The sequence below is a fragment of the Candidatus Endomicrobiellum trichonymphae genome (assembly GCF_002355835.1).
In the GTDB taxonomy this organism is placed as follows: Bacteria; Elusimicrobiota; Endomicrobiia; order Endomicrobiales; family Endomicrobiaceae; genus Endomicrobiellum; species Endomicrobiellum trichonymphae.
This window is the reverse complement of record NZ_AP017459.1, coordinates 791,721-809,659: the sequence shown is the minus strand read 5'-3', so window position 1 is coordinate 809,659 and position 17,939 is coordinate 791,721. Positions and strand designations below refer to the sequence as shown.

General features: G+C 35.9%; 14 protein-coding genes, 1 tRNA gene and 1 pseudogene. 10 read left to right on the top strand and 6 right to left on the bottom strand.

The genetic code is table 11. From position 1 onward, the window contains the following. Nucleotides 1–43 precede the first annotated feature (43 nt). The 5 genes and pseudogenes from RSTT_RS06570 (at nt 44) to bioF (ending at nt 5,899) form a co-directional block, all read left to right on the top strand. On the top strand, nt 44–649 hold the full coding sequence (locus RSTT_RS06570; RefSeq protein ID WP_197701987.1) for a DNA methyltransferase: 606 nt from the start codon (nt 44–46) through the stop codon (nt 647–649). Beyond that, nucleotides 646–1,481, top strand: a pseudogene (locus tag RSTT_RS06980) (HpyAIV family type II restriction enzyme). The gene RSTT_RS06570 and the pseudogene RSTT_RS06980 overlap by 4 nt, the downstream one beginning before the upstream one ends. Further along, nucleotides 1,478–2,674, top strand: coding sequence for an aspartate aminotransferase family protein (locus RSTT_RS04075; protein ID WP_096525759.1), 1,197 nt, complete (start codon nt 1,478–1,480; stop codon nt 2,672–2,674). The pseudogene RSTT_RS06980 and the gene RSTT_RS04075 overlap by 4 nt, the downstream one beginning before the upstream one ends. After that, nucleotides 2,656–3,897 carry an argininosuccinate synthase gene (locus RSTT_RS04070; RefSeq protein ID WP_096525758.1) on the top strand — a complete coding sequence of 414 codons (1,242 nt, stop codon included), beginning with the start codon at nt 2,656–2,658 and terminating at the stop codon, nt 3,895–3,897. Before RSTT_RS04075 ends, RSTT_RS04070 begins: the two co-directional genes overlap by 19 nt. 841 nt (nt 3,898–4,738) lie before the next feature. Continuing rightward, nucleotides 4,739–5,899 carry an 8-amino-7-oxononanoate synthase gene (gene bioF / locus RSTT_RS04065; protein ID WP_096525757.1) on the top strand — a complete coding sequence of 387 codons (1,161 nt, stop codon included), beginning with the start codon at nt 4,739–4,741 and terminating at the stop codon, nt 5,897–5,899. Here bioF and bioA read toward each other — a convergent pair. The 6 genes from bioA to RSTT_RS04035 all read right to left on the bottom strand — a co-directional run bounded on the left by bioA (nt 5,885) and on the right by RSTT_RS04035 (nt 13,114). Further along, nucleotides 5,885–7,288 (bottom strand): adenosylmethionine--8-amino-7-oxononanoate transaminase, encoded by a 1,404-nt coding sequence (gene bioA / locus RSTT_RS04060; protein ID WP_096525756.1) that lies wholly within the window; start codon nt 7,286–7,288, stop codon nt 5,885–5,887. The two genes, bioF and bioA, sit on opposite strands and share 15 nt — an antisense overlap. Then, on the bottom strand, nt 7,273–7,923 hold the full coding sequence (gene bioD, locus RSTT_RS04055; RefSeq protein WP_096525755.1) for a dethiobiotin synthase: 651 nt from the start codon (nt 7,921–7,923) through the stop codon (nt 7,273–7,275). Before bioD ends, bioA begins: the two co-directional genes overlap by 16 nt. Before the next feature lie 201 nt (nt 7,924–8,124). Further along, nucleotides 8,125–10,734: an ATP-dependent chaperone ClpB gene (gene clpB, locus RSTT_RS04050; protein WP_015423566.1), complete on the bottom strand. Its 2,610-nt coding sequence runs from the start codon at nt 10,732–10,734 to the stop codon at nt 8,125–8,127. A 486-nt stretch (nt 10,735–11,220) separates the two neighbouring features. Next, a complete protein-coding gene (locus tag RSTT_RS04045; RefSeq protein ID WP_096525754.1) occupies nt 11,221–11,550 on the bottom strand; it encodes a beta-ketoacyl-[acyl-carrier-protein] synthase family protein in 330 nt (109 codons plus the stop codon). A 26-nt stretch (nt 11,551–11,576) separates the two neighbouring features. Next, complete coding sequence (locus tag RSTT_RS04040; RefSeq protein WP_096525753.1) at nt 11,577–12,347, bottom strand: beta-ketoacyl synthase N-terminal-like domain-containing protein; 771 nt, start codon at nt 12,345–12,347, stop codon at nt 11,577–11,579. A 65-nt stretch (nt 12,348–12,412) separates the two neighbouring features. Next, complete coding sequence (locus RSTT_RS04035; protein WP_096525752.1) at nt 12,413–13,114, bottom strand: SDR family NAD(P)-dependent oxidoreductase; 702 nt, start codon at nt 13,112–13,114, stop codon at nt 12,413–12,415. Nucleotides 13,115–13,269: 155 nt separating this feature from the next. Between RSTT_RS04035 and RSTT_RS04030 the strand changes: the two genes are divergently transcribed. From RSTT_RS04030 to RSTT_RS04010, 5 genes are all read left to right on the top strand, one after another. Further along, a complete protein-coding gene (locus RSTT_RS04030; protein WP_096525751.1) occupies nt 13,270–15,921 on the top strand; it encodes a valine--tRNA ligase in 2,652 nt (883 codons plus the stop codon). Between the two features lie 241 nt (nt 15,922–16,162). Continuing rightward, nucleotides 16,163–16,777 carry an XTP/dITP diphosphatase gene (locus RSTT_RS04025; protein ID WP_096525750.1) on the top strand — a complete coding sequence of 205 codons (615 nt, stop codon included), beginning with the start codon at nt 16,163–16,165 and terminating at the stop codon, nt 16,775–16,777. Nucleotides 16,778–16,924: 147 nt separating this feature from the next. Then, nucleotides 16,925–16,998, top strand: a tRNA-Pro gene (locus RSTT_RS04020). 24 nt (nt 16,999–17,022) lie between these two features. Next, the gene (gmk, locus tag RSTT_RS04015) at nt 17,023–17,652 is read left to right on the top strand and encodes a guanylate kinase (protein ID WP_158302820.1); all 630 of its coding nucleotides are present in this window, start codon (nt 17,023–17,025) and stop codon (nt 17,650–17,652) included. Nucleotides 17,653–17,682: 30 nt separating this feature from the next. Then, nucleotides 17,683–17,907, top strand: a complete 225-nt coding sequence (locus RSTT_RS04010; RefSeq protein WP_231941933.1) for a hypothetical protein — start codon at nt 17,683–17,685, stop codon at nt 17,905–17,907. The last annotated feature ends 32 nt before the right edge of the window (nt 17,908–17,939 follow it).

The following is a 17,939-nucleotide window of genomic DNA, read 5'->3' as shown; positions in this document are numbered from 1 at the left end:
GGTCAGCGGAAAAAAGGCACATTCTACGCAGAAGCCGGCTGAATTGCTGTATAGAATTATAATATCAACTTCAAACTTAGGTGATTTGGTTTTAGATCCGTTTATGGGAAGAGGCACAACGGCAGTTGTTGCAAAGAGACTTGGAAGGAACTTTATAAGTTTTGAAAAAGAGAAAACTTATATGGATGTTGCAAATAATATGTTAAAGAAAATTGTATCGATAAAGAAAGAATTGTTGCTTTATAAAATTGAAAACAAAAAGCCGAAAGTTGGTTTTGGAAGTCTTATAGAAAAAGGATATGTAAAAATAGGTGAAAAATTATATTCACGGAAGAAAGATAAAGAAGCTGTTGTTCAAGCGGATGCATCAATAGAAAGCGGAAATGAGATTGGCAGCATTCATGAAATCAGTGCCAAAATACTAAATAAAGAAAGTAATAATTGTTGGGATTTTTGGTATGTTTTGAGAAATAATGAACTAATATCGATTGATAGTTTAAGGTATGCCTATAAGAGGGATTTTTCTAATAAAAGTAAGGATGCTCGTGTAGTGCAAATTAAATTTAAGGAGAATTGTGTTGAAGAACTAAATAGCACTTTGTTGAAATATGTGGCAGAAAGTAAGAAGAATACAAGGAATAAAGTGTGAATTTTAATAAATTTAAAGAAATACTTAACGGGGAAGTATTTGAAAGATCTAAATCCGACTTGCTAGAAAAAATATCATATAAACCGGAAAGATATGTGGGATTGTTTAGACCGACAAAATCCAAAGCGAAAATTTTACAAAATTTGTTACAATCACAAGAAATCAAATTTGGGGATGCTTTTGAAAAATTAATTGAATCGTACCTTATAGAAAACGGTTTTATTATTATTCAGAAGAAAATTTCCGGTGAAAAAGTAAATGAATAGTTGACTATTGATCAATATTTTAAAATTAAATAAAAAAATTTATTTTATAGAGCAAAAAAATTAGAGATGACCATGATTCTACTAAGAAAAGATGGCAGATTGAAAATTTTTAAAAAAAATTAATTGCAGTAAAAAAATTTACAAAGACAATGAAATTACCGGAATTATCTATTTTGTAGATCCTGATTTAATGAAAAATAAAAACTATTATAAAAAAGAATTAATTTCTTTATCTGAATACTATAAAAATTAATACATATTTGTTCTATGGCAAAGATATTTTTAGCTATTTGAAAGTACCTTATATATGGTATGAAATAGTTGAACACTTAAAAAGTTGGAAAACTGTCGTTCCTGGTTTGCCTGAAGTTGTTTTCAACGAGATTAAAGATTTAAGCGTTGCCGTATTTAGAAAACTTTTATCAAATGACGAAGTGTATAATCAAATATTGTTGACTCTTTTTTCTGAAGGTAAAACTTTGAGATTGCTTTTGAACTATTTCAAAAATAAAAAATTGCCGATTTATTTAAAGCTGTCTGAATTATTAGAAAAGAGGTTGAGATGAATATAAAACAAATTGAAGATGAATATTTTATGCATACGTATAAACGCGGTGATTTAGTAGTGAAAGAGACTAAAAACCAGTTTATATGGGATGAAAACGGCAGAAAATATCTCGATTTTTTTGCTGGCATAAGCGTATGTAATGTCGGACATTGTAATGAAGCCGTAATAAAAGCAGCAAAAAAACAATTAGACAGTTTCTCGCATGTTTCGAATTTATATTATGCGCCTCCACAGATTAAATTAGGCGAGGAACTTGTTAAGAGGACATTTCCCGGCGCGAGAGTTTTTCTTTCAAATTCCGGAGCGGAAGCAAATGAATGCGCAATAAAAATTGCAAGGAAATGGGGTTTTTTAAATCCTTCAAAAGAGGGGAATAGATATGAGATAATTTGTTTTTTCAACTCGTTTCATGGAAGAACGCTGACTACGCTTTCTGCGACAGGACAGGATAAATTCCATAAATTTTTTAAACCGCTACAGGAGAAATTTGTTTTTGCGGAAATTAATAATATGGATTCCGTAAAGAAACTTGCAAATAACAGAACCGTCGCTATAATGATAGAACCTGTACAGGGCGAAGGGGGAATAATTCCCTCAGATAAAACATTTTTAAAAGAACTAAGAGCGTTTTGTGACGACAACAACTTTCTTTTGATTTTTGACGAAATTCAGTGCGGCATGGGTCGCACCGGAAAATTATATGCCTTTGAAAATTACGGCATTAAACCGGATATTGTCACTTTGGCAAAATCTTTGGCTAACGGACTGCCCTTGGGAGCTTCTATTGCCGGAGAGAAATGCGCTGGGACTTTTTTGTGTGGCGATCACGGCTCCACTTTCGGCGGAAATCCCGTATCGTGCGCCGCTGCACTTGCGGTATTAAATATTATCAATTCAGAATTTTTAAATAATTCTTTAAAAATTGCAGAATATCTCCGCATAAAACTTGAAAATCTAAAAGATAAATATTCAGTTATAAAATGTGTTAGGGGACTCGGGTTAATGATAGGAATGGATCTTAAAATAAACGGCAAAGATATCGTAAATTATTGTATGGATAAAGGGTTGATTATAAATTGTACTAATGATACGGTATTGAGATTACTGCCGCCGCTTATAATTACGAAAAAAGACGTGGATTTTGCTGTGAAAATTTTGGAGGGGGCACTAAAATGGCAATTAACAAAGTGAGCAGTAAACCTGTATGTAGGGATGGTGTTAAAAAAGTGGTTGTAGCTTATTCAGGTGGACTTGATACGTCTATCATTCTCTCATGGGTAAAAGAAAATTATGGATGTGAAGTTGTGGCGTGTTGTGTTGATGTAGGGCAGGGAAAAGAACTTGAAGGATTAGACGAGAAAGCAAAAAAAACCGGCGCTTCGAAATCATATATAATTGATGCAAAAAAAGAGTTTGTTACAAATTATATTTACCCGACGATAAAAGTAAACGCTTTATATGAAAACAAATATTATTTGGGAACGTCGCTTGCAAGACCGATAATCGCCGAGAAAATTGCGGATGTTGTAAAAAAAGAAAAAGCTGATGCCGTCTGTCACGGTGCAACCGGCAAAGGAAACGATCAGGTGCGGTTTGAACTTGCTTTTAAGTCTTTAATACCTAATGTAAAGATTATCGCTCCATGGAGAGAGTGGGATATAAAGTCAAGGGAAGATGCTATTAATTATGCTAAAAAAAGAGATATTTCCGTTCCCGTAACAAAAGCAAAACCGTATTCTTCGGATGCAAATTTATGGCATATTTCTTATGAAGGTGGAGTTTTAGAAGATCTTGAAAACGAGTACGACGAGTCAATGTTTAAAATGACTGTTTCTCCAGAAAAGGCTCCGGATAAACCAATGTATCTTGCCATAGCATTTGAACAGGGTATTCCAGTTTCTATAGATGGCAATAAATTTACGCCTGTTGAACTGATTACGAAATTAAATGAAATTGCGGGCGCAAATAGTATAGGAAGAGCCGATATAGTTGAAAACAGGCTTGTCGGTATGAAATCAAGAGGAGTTTATGAATCTCCTGCCGCCGCAGTATTGTATGCGGCGCACGAAGAACTTGAATCGATTTCCATTGACCGCGATACATTGCATTTTAAACAGTTGCTTGCCCATAAATATGCTGAAATTGCATATTATGGTTTATGGTTTTCGCCTCTCAGAGAAGCTCTTGATGTTTTTATCAACGAGACGCAAAAATATGTTACCGGCAGTATAAAATTGAAACTTTATAAAGGAAACATTATAATTGTCGCTAGGCAAGCAAAGTATTCTTTGTATTCAGAAAAACTTGCGACTTTTGAAAAGGACGAGATTTATAATCATAAAGACGCTGAAGGTTTTATTAATCTTTGGGGATTACCGACAAAGATGCAGGCTATGCTGAGAAAAAGTGAATAAAAACAGTGGCTTTTTATGACGACAGTTTTATTATGCCGGTAAATGTTTAACGTTGTCATTGTAAATATTTTTAGAGCAGTTAATTCACGGGACGAGAATAGTTTTTATTTTTTTTCAATACTATGTTTTTTGACAGCACACAAATAGCTTCATCAGAATGTTGTCTTTTCTGGTAGTGACGGTTCTTTCTTTTTCATCCACTCTTGCGATAAAGCTCTCTTTTTTCTCTTTGCTGTAAGGGGATGTTAGGTTTGAGAGCTAAGAGATATTTTAAAGTCCTAAAAAAACCGTATTACAGTAAAGACATTTTTTGTCTGTTTTACTGTTAAGATGTTGAATCTTATTTCGAGTACGGAAATTAATATCAATAGAAAAACAATATGACTGTTTTCTCTGTAATCTTTAGAAGTTTAAAAACAATCCAAGCTTTATGTGTCATACTTATATTGAAGGATTTTCTCCTAAAAATATTTTGTCTCCAAATGTCTAGTCTTTTATATTAGACAGGGCTTTTATATAGGAAATTTGGCGCTGAAAAATGTCAAAATCTTGCTTTTGTGAACGATAGAAAACTGCAATGAACCATTTACGTGCGACAATTAATAGGCGAAAAGTCGTTGTTTAACTAAGCAAGCAAGAAAACTGTAAGTCTAAAACGTCGGAAATATTGTAATGCCTGACCGAGGCTCGGTTTTTAACTCTGCCTTTGGTTTAAAGTAATATTACAGTATATTTTATTTTGCAATATCTGATTTGCAGATAAAATAATTCGTGCTTGATATCAATGTTCCGGACTAAGTTTCAAATTTAATTTTTCCGCAATGACGGTAGAGGGATTTAAATGCTTGACGACTTTTTATTGAAAAAATTATCAGAAATGGAAAACGCCGGTTTACTAAGAACTTTAAATACTATACAATCAAATCCTGCGGTAAGGATCGAAGTAAATGGAAGAAAATTCATAAATTTTTCATCAAATAATTATTTAGATCTTGCTGGGAATAAAGAAATAAATAAAGCAGTTGCGGACGCTATAGAAAAATATGGATTTGCAGGCACATCTTCGCGTTTAGTTTGCGGCAATCTTTCAATCCACGAAGAACTGGAAGCTGGACTTGCCGTCTTTAAAAATAAACAGGCTTCTCTTGTTCTCCCGAGTGGGTATCAGACTAATGTCGGTATTATAAGTGCGTTGATGGCAAACGAGAAAAATTCGTGCATAATAATGGACAAACTAAACCACGCTTCGCTTTGGGATGGGGTAAAACTTTCAGGCAGCAGAATTTTTGTCTATGAACACTGCGACATGAACTCGCTTGAAAAAACGCTTAAGCGAGCGCATAAATATGAAATTAAATTAACGATAACTGAATCAGTCTTTTCTATGGACGGAGACTTTGCACCTTTAAAAGATTTTACCGAATTATGTCGGAAATATGGTGCTGTGAGTATGGTTGATGAAGCGCATTCGACAGGGGTTTTTGGAAAAGAAGGAAAAGGACTTGCCGAAGTTTTCGGCGTTTCAAACAAAATAGATATAACCGTCGGCACGCTTTCAAAAGCTTTTGCCGCACAGGGTGGTTTTGTTTGCGGTTCCCTTAAACTTATCAATTTTTTAATCAATAAAAGCAGAGCTTTCATATATACAACGGCAATTTCTCCAGCAGTATGCGCTGCCGCTTTAAAATCTCTGGAAATCTTAAAAGGAAGTGCCGCTGAAAGAGCATTTTTACTTAAAACAGCGGAATATTTAAAAAAGAAATTAAACAAACTCGGTTTTAATACTTCAAATACGCAGTCGCAAATAATACCAGTTATAACCGGAAGCGTTGAAAATACCGAAAGAATATCGTTATATCTTAGAGAAAAAGGAATTTATATTCCGGCGATAAAGCCGCCTACTGTTCCTAAAGAACAATCAAGGATAAGAATTTCGCTTACGGCGGGACATACTACTCGGGATATTGAAAAACTGACAGATTCGATTTCAGAGATTGTCTAGTTCAATTTTAATTGCGCTTATTATTTTTGATGTTTCCCGATTTGTCATTGTGAGATGTAAAAATAGGACAAGCGTATTGCCTAGATTTCTGATTATAATTCCATGTTTTCTTAAATTCGCACAAATTTTTGCGCCTGTTTTAAGTTTAGAGTCGTAAGGTTTTCCTGTTTTTTTGTCTTCAACAATTTCTATGCCCGCCATTACTCCGCAATGCCTGATATTTCCGACTCTGTAATGCTCTAGCAATGATGTGAGTTCTTTTTCCAAGTGTTTGATTTTAGATTGCAGCTTCTGTAAAATTTTGTTTTGGTTTAGCGTATCAATAACCGCATTTGCGGCAGTGCATGCAAGCGGATTGGCCGTATAAGAATGTCCGTGAAAAAAAGTTTTAAATTCTTCATATTTTCCTAAGAAAGCACTATAAATTTCATTTGTGGTAGCAGTAACAGCCAAAGGCATATATCCGCCTGTTATGCCTTTTGACAAACATATAAAATCGGGTTTAATATTCTCATGCTCTACTGCAAACATTTTTCCGGTTCTTCCAAATCCCGTAGCGACTTCGTCACAGATTAAAGGTATTCCGTACTGATTGCAAAGATTTGCGTATTCTTTAAGATAACCTTTGGGCATTATTATCATGCCCGCCGCCGCCTGATTTATAGGCTCAATGACAGCAGCTGCAATTTTTTTATTATTTTCGACAAGAATTGACTCAACCTCTTTTATGCACTGTCCCCGACAGTGCATCTGTATATTGTGATCTTTAAAATTTTCTGCAGTTACGGGAAACTTTATTTCCTTTTTTCTGTAAACGCATCTATAGCAGTAAGGTGACATTGCAAAAAAACTCTTAAAAAGCAAAGATCTAAATCTTGAATGGAACAAATCTGTGCCGCCTACTGCAACAGCGCCTATAGTGTCTCCATGATAAGCGTTTTTTAAAGACAGAAAAAAACTCCGTTTTTCATTTTTAAATTGCCAGTACTGATAAGCCATTTTTAACGCAATTTCTACGGCGGTAGAACCGTCGTCGGAATAAAAAATTTTTTTTAAGTTGTCAGGCAGTATTTTTAGGAGTTTTTCGGATAAATCGATCGCGGGTTTGTGTGTAAGTCCGAGAAAAGTTGTATGTGAAACTTTATCGATCTGTTTTTTTACTGCTTTGTCTATTCTGGGATTTTTGTGTCCTAAAAGAGTTACCCAAAGAGAAGATATTCCGTCGAGATATTTTTTCCCATCAACGTCATACAAATATGAACCTTTCGCTCTGTCTATTATTAAAGGTTTGCACGGATCGTCGTTCAGCCAGTCCGCCATTTGCGTAAAAGGATGCCAAATATTGTTTTTATCTGAATTTGTCAATGCCGTCTTTATTTTATTATCCATATGTTTTTCTCCAGATCAATTTTTTCATTGTATCCCAGCTCTAAAACGGATAGGTTCGTTATTTTTTTTATGATTAAAGCATTGGATTTTACCGAAACGTCATTGTTATTTTTCTTGCCGCTTAATATAACTCCTAAAATCTTTTGCCTGTCTCTTTTTAATTTTTCAACTGTAAGCAGTGTATGATTGAGCGTGCCTAAGCCGAATCTCGCAACTACGATAACCGGAAGATTAAACTTTTTTATTAAATCGCTCACAAAAAAGTTTTGTTTTAGGGGGACTAAAATACCGCCGACCCCCTCAACTACGGTGAACTCGTATTTGTTTAAAAAATATTTAAACGCATTATTGATTTTTTTTAAATCAAAAATTTTGTCTGAAGCTCTTCTTTCGAGTAAAAACGCTCCGTAAGGAGACATAGGATTTTTAAAAAATACAGGCGTAACCGTTTCAGTGTTTTCGTCAATTTTCGCGGCTTTAATTAAGGCTTTTGCATCGTTTCTGTTGCCGGTTGAAACTGGCTTAAAAACACCGGTATTTATACCGGATTTTTCAAGAGTTTCCGCTATTTTACACGATACATAAGTCTTCCCTACTTCCGTGTCAGTCGCTGTTACAAATATTCCTTTATACATTTTATACCTTTCAGCATAGTGCGATTATTATAAAAATAATTATTATACCGGATAGTGATGGGATCCGGCAGAAAGACAAATTAAATGCCCGTACAAAACGTATTCACAGCGGAGGAAAAAGACGACTGTTAAAGCCGATAAACTGCATATAGTGCAATCATTAACATATATCAAAACAGCTTCTATTCGGAACAAATATTTTTAATTTACGTATTTCTTTTTAAATTCCAGCCTGTCTCCGGCTTTCTCTGCCGCACTTACGAAAATATTGTCGCCTTCTTTAAATTCTCCTGAAATGAGTTTTGAAGAAAGAGGATTAAGTAAATATGTCTGTATAGCTCTTTTTAAAGGTCTTGCTCCGAAAGCAGGATCATATCCTTTAGAAGAAATAAAGTCTTTCGCTTTATCAGTAAGCTTTACATGAATATTTTTTGCCGCAAAGCGGCTTTCAAAGGATTTAATCTGTATTTCTATAATTTTATTTAATTCCATCTCGCCCAAATTTCGGAATATTATTATTTCATCTATTCTGTTTAAAAACTCCGGTCTGAAATAGTTGCGGAGTTCCTGCATAACTTTATTTTTCATTTCGTCATAGTTTTCAGATTCCTGAATATGCTGAGAACCTATGTTTGACGTCATTATGATCACCGTATTTTTAAAATCAACGGTTTTTCCACGTCCATCCGTAAGCCTGCCGTCGTCAAACAACTGAAGCATAACATTAAACACTTCACGATTTGCTTTTTCAACCTCGTCAAACAAAACTATGCAGTAAGGCCTTCTTCTTACGGCTTCAGTCAACTGCCCGCCCTCTTCAAATCCGACATATCCGGGCGGAGCGCCTATAAAACGAGATACGCTGTGTTTTTCCATATATTCGGACATATCGATTCTTACTATATTTTTTTCGTCGTCAAACAGAAGCTCTGCAAGTGCTTTTGCAAGTTCCGTTTTGCCGACACCTGTAGGACCCAGAAATAGAAACGAACCTATAGGTCTGTTGGGATCTGAAAGTCCAGAACGGGAACGTCGTACAGCATTTGCTATTGCAGATATCGCTTCGTCCTGTCCTATGACTCTCCCATGCAGTTTATCTTCCATTTTAAGAAGTTTCTGCATCTCGCTTTCCATCATGCGCGTAACAGGTATTCCCGTCCACTTGCTTACGACTACGGCAATATCTTCTTCGTCAACTTCTTCTTTTAGCATCTTTTTTTCTTTCTGCTGTTTTAGAAGTTTTTTATTTTCTTCTTCAAGCTGTTTTTGCGCCTGCGGAATTTTTCCATAACGAATTTCTGCAACGGCGTTTAAATCGCCGTTTCTTTCGGCTTTCTGCTCTTCAATTTTCATGTTTTCAATTTCTGCCTTAAGCCGTCTGATTTCTGAAATCGAAGATTTCTCTTTTTCCCACTGAACTTTCATTTCAGCTGAATCCCGCTTCAATTTATCTATTTCTTTTTCCATATTTGCAAGACGTTCTTTTGATGCAGCGTCAGTCTCTTTTTTTACAGCCTGTCTTTCAACTTCAATCTGTCTTAGTCTGTGTTCCACAGAGTCAAGTTCTGCAGGCATGGAATCTATTTCTATTCTCAGTTTGCTTGCAGACTCGTCAACTAAATCTATCGCTTTATCCGGCAGATATCTGTCCATTATATATCTTGCGCTTAGCGTCGCGGCAGCAACTAGCGCCGAATCTTTTATTTTAACGCCGTGATGTACTTCGTATTTTTCTTTTATGCCTCTCAAAATTGCAATGGTGTCTTCAACAGACGGTTCGCCCGCGAAAACCGGCTGAAAACGTCTTTCCAAGGCAGCATCTTTTTCAATATATTTTCTGTATTCGTCAAGAGTTGTCGCTCCGACAAGTTTAAGCTCTCCGCGCGCAAGCATAGGTTTCAGCATATTTGCGGCGTCAACCGTCCCTTCGGCGGAACCAGCTCCGACTATAGTGTGCAGCTCGTCGATAAAAAGAATTATCCTGCCTTGAGCCGACTGAATTTCTTTTAGAACCGCTTTGAGCCTGTCTTCAAATTCGCCTCTGTATTTTGCGCCTGCTATCAATGCTCCCAAATCTAAAGCCATAACTTTTTTATCTTTTAAGTTTTCGGGAATATCTCCGGAAATTATACGCTGTGCCAGTCCTTCTACTATTGCTGTTTTACCGACGCCAGGCTCGCCTATAATGACAGGATTGTTTTTCGTTCTTCTTGATAAAACCTGCACGCATCTGCGGATTTCTTCGTCTCTGCCTATAACAGGATCAAGTTTTCCGCGTTTTGCTAGGTCCGTTAAGTCTTTTCCATATTTTTCCAAAGCCTGATATTTGTCCTCGGGATTCTGATCCGTGATTCTCTGATCGCCTCTTATGCTTACAAGTATTTTTAAAATAATGTCTTTTGTAAGCCCATGTTTTTTTAATATTTTTGAAGCGTTTTCAGAGATCTCTTCAGATACGGCGATAAAAATGTGTTCTGTAGAAATAAACTCATCTTTTAGGTTTTTAGCCGTCTTTTCGGAATTATTTAAAATTTTGTTTAACCCCTGAGATAAAAATAAATTTCCGCCTGAAACTTTCGGCTTTTTTTCAATTTCCGAGAGTAAGTCTTTTGAAATATTTGCATACAGCATATTTTGCTGTTCCGGCGTCGCAGATTTTTTTATTATTTCGCCGACCGTCCCGTTCTGCTGTTTAACTAAAGCGTATAAAAGATGCTCAGAAGTAATTTCCTGATTACCGTATTCCGACGCTATGTTTTGCGCCTCTGCCAGAGCTTCCTGTGATTTAATAGTAAATTTAGAAAGATTCATATTATTCTCTCTCCCTGTTATTCTCATGCCCATGCAAATCAAATATTATTTGTATATACTGCGGTTTATCTTGGAATTTCCGTGCTGTTTCAAGCTCCCCGCTAAACAATTTTTCTAAATTCCTGCAAAACCATATACTACAGAGTGCGATGCTTCTAAACAATATCCCGTTCTTCTTAGGATAAACATCTTTGCTCTACTTTACTGGTGACGTTAAGGTTTTAGGCCGGCTCACGACACAGTTGACAATGAATTAGGAAAGAGAAGCAATTTTGAAACTATAAGAAGTAATAGATACTGGCGGCGGTAGAATGATAGATGTTTATAACATAGCGGCGTTAAAGTTATATCAGAGGTTGTATTATTTTACTTTCCTTTTGCTTTGAATTGCTTTGAATCCACTACTATTATACATTTTTTCTCATCATATCTGAAAATTTTAGACCTAACTCGGAGTCTTTTATGTAGTAATTTTGCAGTTCAGGATTATAATTTTTTGAAAAAAAGAGCGGCACCCTGTCCTCCGAATCCAAAAGAGAGAGACAGAGCAGAATTTATAATCTTTCTTTTTGCTTTGTTTGGAGTATAATCCAATCCCAGATTTATATCGGTATGCTTAAAATTTAAAGTAGGGGGGACAATATTGTTTTTTATCGCAAGTGCTGAGAAAACCGCTCCTATCATTCCGGAAACTCCGAGCATATGTCCTGTCGCTGCTTTTGTGGAGCTTAAAGAAATTTTATCTGCGTTTTCAAAGTTTTCTGCAACAGCCATGCTTTCGTAATAATCGTTTAATTTTGTGCCGCTTCCATGCATGTGTATGTAGTCGGGCGTTTCTGAGTTTATGGCTTTTTTATTATATCTTTCATCTTTTTATGCGAATGTACGGACAGAGTGTCATTTGAATAAATTTTGTTTGAAAAGCCCTTAATTTCACAGTAAACTTTTACTCCGCGGCTCAATGCTTTTTTTATATCTTCAACTATAATAAAACAGGCGCCTTCCGCTATTGCGAAACCATCTCTATTTTTGTCAAAAGGACTCGGATTGTGCTTTGCTAGAAGTTTCATATTTTTAAATGCCGAAATATACAGGGGGTGTATTGAAGTTTCAGCACTCCCGCATATAACTGCATCGCATAGTTCGCTTTCTATAAAGTTACAGCTTTTTGTGATTGCCAAAGCGCCTGTCGCACATGCCGCAGATATTGCAAGCATAGTGCCGTGAAACCTGAAAATTTTTTTGAGTCTTTCTAATAGAGTATTTTCAAAAGTAAAAACTCTGTTAAAGGGGTTTATTTTGCTTTCTCCAATGCAAAATCCGATTCTTTTTTTCTTATATCTCGAATTTCTTATGTCAGCTTCCTGCAGAGCTTCAAAAATTGCACTTTTTGCCATCTCATATTGTCGCATATCATCCTGCATTTTAAAACCGTAAACCGGAGCAGTGTATGCGTTGTATTGTTTGTCATAACGGACTTGAGATTCGGAATTAATAAGTTTCCGCCAGTTTATTTCTTTGCCTGAACCCAGAGGTGAAATTATCCCGATTCCTGTAATTCCGAATTGTTTTGTGTCTTTCATCTGAGTTTTCCGCTTTTTGATTTTTGCCACTGCCCCTTTCCCGGATAAACTTAATTTATCCGCAGTGACGGCAAGAAGGATTTCTGTATTGCTGTTTATGCTATTCTTGAGTCAAAGTTAAAAATCTGGCCGGATACTGTTTTTACCCCGGCGAGAAAAAGAATGAAATCGGCAAGTTCTTTGATGTCTGTAGTAGCATTTAAAACGCTTTTCCGTTTAACTTCTTCAATGTATGCGTCTCCCGCATTGTCACCCATACTTGTAAAATGAAAACCCGGCAAAACCGCATTTACGGTTATTCCGAAACGTCCTGCCTCTCTTGCGGCTGTTCTTGTTAGAGATATAACCCCTGATTTTGAAGCTGAATAGCCTGCCGCGCCGACGTAAGATTTAAATGCTGAAATTGATGCGATATTTATTATTGAGCCGCTTCTCTGCTTTATCATTGTTCTTAATGCCTCTTTGATTATGTAAAAAGTTCCGTTTAAATTTGTTTTAATGACGCGTTCCCACATTTCGTTGGTCATTCTAAATATGGTTGCGCGTTTTGCAACTGACGCATTGTTTATAACGCAGTCAATTTTACCGAACTCGCTGATTGAACTTTTTATAAGCTCCTTTACTTCATTATGCTTTGATATGTCCGCTTTTGTAAATTTAGAATTTGGAACTGTATAATCCGGACTGTTATTTTTGTAACAGCCGCAGATATTCCACCCGTTTTTTGAAAAAGATGACGTAAGTTCTTTGCCTATTCCTCTTGAAATTCCTGTTATCAACACTGTTTTCGCTTTCATAACTGCCTCTTTAAAATTGACGTCGTCGTTTCTTCGGACAAAAGTGCGCTTAGTTTTAGAATAACGGAGAAAATAATAATAAATTATATAAAAAAATACAATTGACAGTGATTTTTTTTGTATAATTTTTCAACTGGATTCAAAAAGGTTTTAAAATGAAAAAAGTTTATAATTCTAAAGAAATTGAAGAAAAATGGTGTAAATATTGGATAGAAAATAAGACATTTTCAGCGAAATTGGACGGAAACAGGAAACCGTTTACCATGTTTATCCCGCCCGCTAATATAACTGGATCTTTGCACATGGGACATGCTTTGAATGTCACTCTGCAGGATATCATAATAAGATTTAAGAAGTTGAAAGGATATAATACTTTATGGGTTCCTGGCACAGACCACGGTGGTATTGCTACTCAAAATGTTGTTGAAAAACTTCTTAAAAAAGAAGGCAGAACAAAATATGATTTGGGACGGGATAAATTTTTAGAAAAGATGCAGCAGTGGAAAACCGAAACAGGTAGCGCAATATTGGATCAACTTAAGAAACTCGGCTGTGGTCTGGATTGGGACAGACTGGCTTTTACTATGGATGAGAGTCGTTCAAAAGCCGTTAAGAAGGCTTTTATAAAGCTGTTTAATAAAGGTCTCATATACAGAGGAAAAAGACTCGTAAACTGGTGTTCCAGATGTGCAACTGCATTATCTGATATAGAAGTTGAATATGAAGACGAAAGGAGTAATCTATGGTATATAAAATACCCGCTGAGAGATTGTGGTGAATACATTATCGTCGCGACAACAAGACCTGAAACAATATTAGGCGATATAGCGGTTGCCGTAAATCCTGACGATAATAGATATGCGAAGTTTATAGGAAAAACCGTAAAACTTCCTTTAGTGGACAGAGAAATAAAAATAATTTCAGACTATGTTGTTGATAAGTCTTTCGGGACTGGTGCCGTTAAAATTACGCCGGCTCACGATGCAGTTGACAATGAAATAGGAAAGAGAAGCAATCTTGAAACTATAGAAGTAATAGATACCAGTGGCAGAATGATAAACGTTCTGTCAAAATATCTGGGTTTGAGTGTAGAAGAAGCAAGAAAAGAAGTTGTTAAAGATTTAAAAGCTTCAGGATTTTTGGTAAAAACAGAAGATTACGTTCATTCGGTTGGAAAATGTTACAGATGCTCTGCAAAAATAGAGTCTTTGATGTCGGAGCAGTGGTTTTTAAATGTAAAGAAAATGTCTGAAAAAGCGGTTGAAGCGGTAAATGACGGGAGAATGTCTTTTTATCCGCAATCATGGAAAAAACCTTATGTTTTATGGCTTGAAAATTTGAAGGACTGGTGCTTGAGCCGTCAAATATGGTGGGGGCACAAAATACCGGTTTATTACTGTGTTGACGAAAAAGGAAAAAGGACGAACTGTAGTCCAGTTGCTTCGCTTGATAGACCTGCAGTATGTTCTTGCTGCAAGGGCAGAAAATTTATTCAAGATGAAGATGTTTTAGATACTTGGTTTTCTTCGGCGTTGTGGCCTATGAGTATTTTTGATTGGGGCGAAGATGAAAATAATGAGGATTTAAGATATTTTTATCCTGCATCGGTTTTAGCTACGGGACATGAAATCATATATCTGTGGGTTGCAAGAATGGTACAGTTCGGTTTGGAATTTATGAAAGATGTTCCTTATAGCAACGTGTTTATTCATGGCATAGTAAGAGACAAAAATGGTAAAAAAATGTCAAAATCTCTTGGAAACGTTGTTAATCCGGGTGATATTATGGACAAATACGGCACGGACGCATTGAGATTTGCGCTCGCACAGGTTGCTGCTCCCGGTAGAGATATGCAGATTTCAGAAGAATCTTTTTTGGCGGCAAGAAATTTTGCAAATAAAATATGGAATGCTTCAAGATTCATAATAATAAATTCGCAAGACATCAGTGAACTCGATAAAAATATTCAGACGTTTGAGCTTGCCGACGAATGGATTATTGCAGAGTTTGCCGCGACCGCTTCAAAAGTTAAAGCGGGCTATGAATCTTATAACATTGATAGTGCTGCGAGAGAGATTTATGATTTTTTCTGGACAAAATACTGCGACTGGTATGTGGAACTTTCAAAGATACGTATTATGTCAGCAGATTTAAATGTAAAAAAGCGGGTTCTCTCAATACTTGTGTATGTGCTGAAATCGACATTGCAATTGGTATCTCCCGTAATGCCTTTTATAGCCGAAGAGATATGGCGAATATTAAATAAAGGTGAAAAATATATTGGAATAATCAGCGAAAGCTCTTTTGCTGAAGTTAAAGAGGGAAATAGCGGTTCTATTGAAAAAATGAAAGTTTTGCAGGATATAATCGTAAAGATAAGGATTTTAAGGAGCGAGATGAACATTTCTCCTGCAGTTTGGATTGAAGCGTTGTTTAACGTTTTAGATGAAAGGAAAGAAAAAGTTGCAAAGGAAAATGAAAGCTATATAAAACAGCTCGCGAGAATAAGTTCAATACGGTTTGTAAGAAATATTACAAGAACTAAAAATTCTGCGCTTATTGTTGCAGGTGGTTTTGAAATATTTTTGCTTTTGGAAGGGCTGATCGATATTGATAAAGAAAAAGCGAGACTTGCGAAAGAAATTGCTCTTGCAAAGCAAGAGGTTGGCAGAACAACTTTAAAATTACAGAATAAATATTTTATAAAAAGAGCTGCTGAATCCGAAATAGAAAAAATTAAATTAAGACTTAATGAGGCGAATCTGAAAATTGAAAAGACAAAGGAAAGTTTAAAATTTTTAGGATAGCTCTTAGCCCTGCCCGGTTGCGGTTTTCGGATGCGCTTAAGATGATATTTAAATGCATAATTCGATTATCCGGTTGAATATTCAGGAACAGGAAACAGTTTACCAAATTTTGATGAGGATTTTGGCTTAGACATAGGAGTAGATAAGAATTAAATAAACTTTTGAATATGCGCTGTGTGTGAAAGCATAAAACAAATTGCGGATGAGCAGATGAGATCAAAGTGTTGAAAGGAATTTTGTTATGATAAAGGAAATAGTTCTTGCTACGGAAAATCGGCATAAAGAAGAAGAAATCAAATCTATATTGAAAGATTTAGATATTGAAATTGTGCCGATGACTTCTTTTCCAGATTATCCTACGATGATAGAAGAGGGTGCAACGCTTGAAGAAAATGCCTCAAATAAAGCGAGGAAAGCGGCTGAATTCTTTAAAAAATGGACTATTGCAGATGACTCTGGACTTGAGGTTGATTATTTAAACGGTAGGCCAGGAATTTATTCGGCAAGGTATGCCGGCGAAAACTGTTCTTATGACGATAACAATAAAAAATTGCTTGCAGAGTTAAGAGATGTTCCTGAAGAAAAAAGGACGGCAAATTTCAGGACAGTGGTTGCAGTTGCAAGTCCCGCTGGCAGACTGTTCTTGGCAGACGGAAAAATATTTGGTACAATAAAGAAGCATACTGCAGGGACTGCCGGGTTTGGGTATGATCCGGTTTTTTATGTTCCGGAATATGAAAAAACTTTTGCGGAACTCGGTTGTGAAATAAAAAATTCCTTAAGTCACAGAGCAAAAGCTTTGCAAAAAGTAAAAAAGATTATAAAAAGTTTATCAAATTCGCAGTTATCATTCTGAAAAATCGAAACAACATGGTTATAAAGCTTTGAAAGATCCGGAAAAGACCGTATATTTCATAGATAAAGCATCCTCAGTATTGAGAAACAAGCTGTAAATTCTGAAAATAAAGTTTATTCGGTATTATGAACGTGTGGTAATGTTAACCGGGAAGTAGCGTAATTGGCTATCGCGCCTGCTTTGGGAGCAGGAGGTTGTGGGTTCAAGTCCCGCCTTCCCGATATTTTTTTGTTTGGATTCTTGAGTTGAATAAAAGATTAAACAATTCTAGTGCTAAATCATTAGGTAATATAATAATTATTTCTGCGCCGTCTGGAGCAGGCAAGACTGCTATATGCAATGCTGTTGTCAAAAGTAGCAGAAATGTGGTGTATTCAGTATCTTACACTACAAGGTGTCCGAGGAAAGATGAAACAAACGGCGGAGAATACTTTTTTATAGATAGAACTGAATTCCAAAAGATGATTGAAGAGGGGAAATTTGCCGAGTGGGCAAAAGTTCACGGCAATTATTACGGTACTTCGAAAGTATTTTTAGGCAAGATGTTAAAAATGAAAAAAAATATTCTTATGGACGTTGACATTCAAGGGGGAATGAGCATAAAAAAGCAGTATCCTGGCGCCTGTATGATTTTTGTAATGCCGCCTGATTTAAAAACGCTTAAGGAAAGGCTGGTTTCAAGAAATAAAGACCACAAAAAGATAATAAAAATGCGGCTTGGCAATGCGGTGGAAGAAGTCAAATCCGTTCAAAAATACGAATATCTGGTTATAAATGATAAACTAGATAAAGCTGTGATTGCAGTAAAAACAATTATAAAGTCTTTGAAATATAAAATTCAAAAGAATAAAAAATATTTTAATGATTTTTTTTGACAGGGGATAAAAGAAATGGTGTTTACAGAAATGCAGTTAGGATCAGCAGTATCGATGTCCCGGCTAGGAAGATATGAAATAGTGAAACTTGTATTGGAATGGGTTGAAGTAATAAAACAGAACGAAGATTACAGAAAACTTACGCAGACTGAACTTATAGATAAGGCATTAAACGATGTTATGACGAATGTCGCAACGCGTGAAAAAATTGAAGGGCTGCGCAAAGAAATGAAAAAAGGGGCAAAACCGAAATAATAGAGCAGATAAGATATTGTGCGAAAAAATAT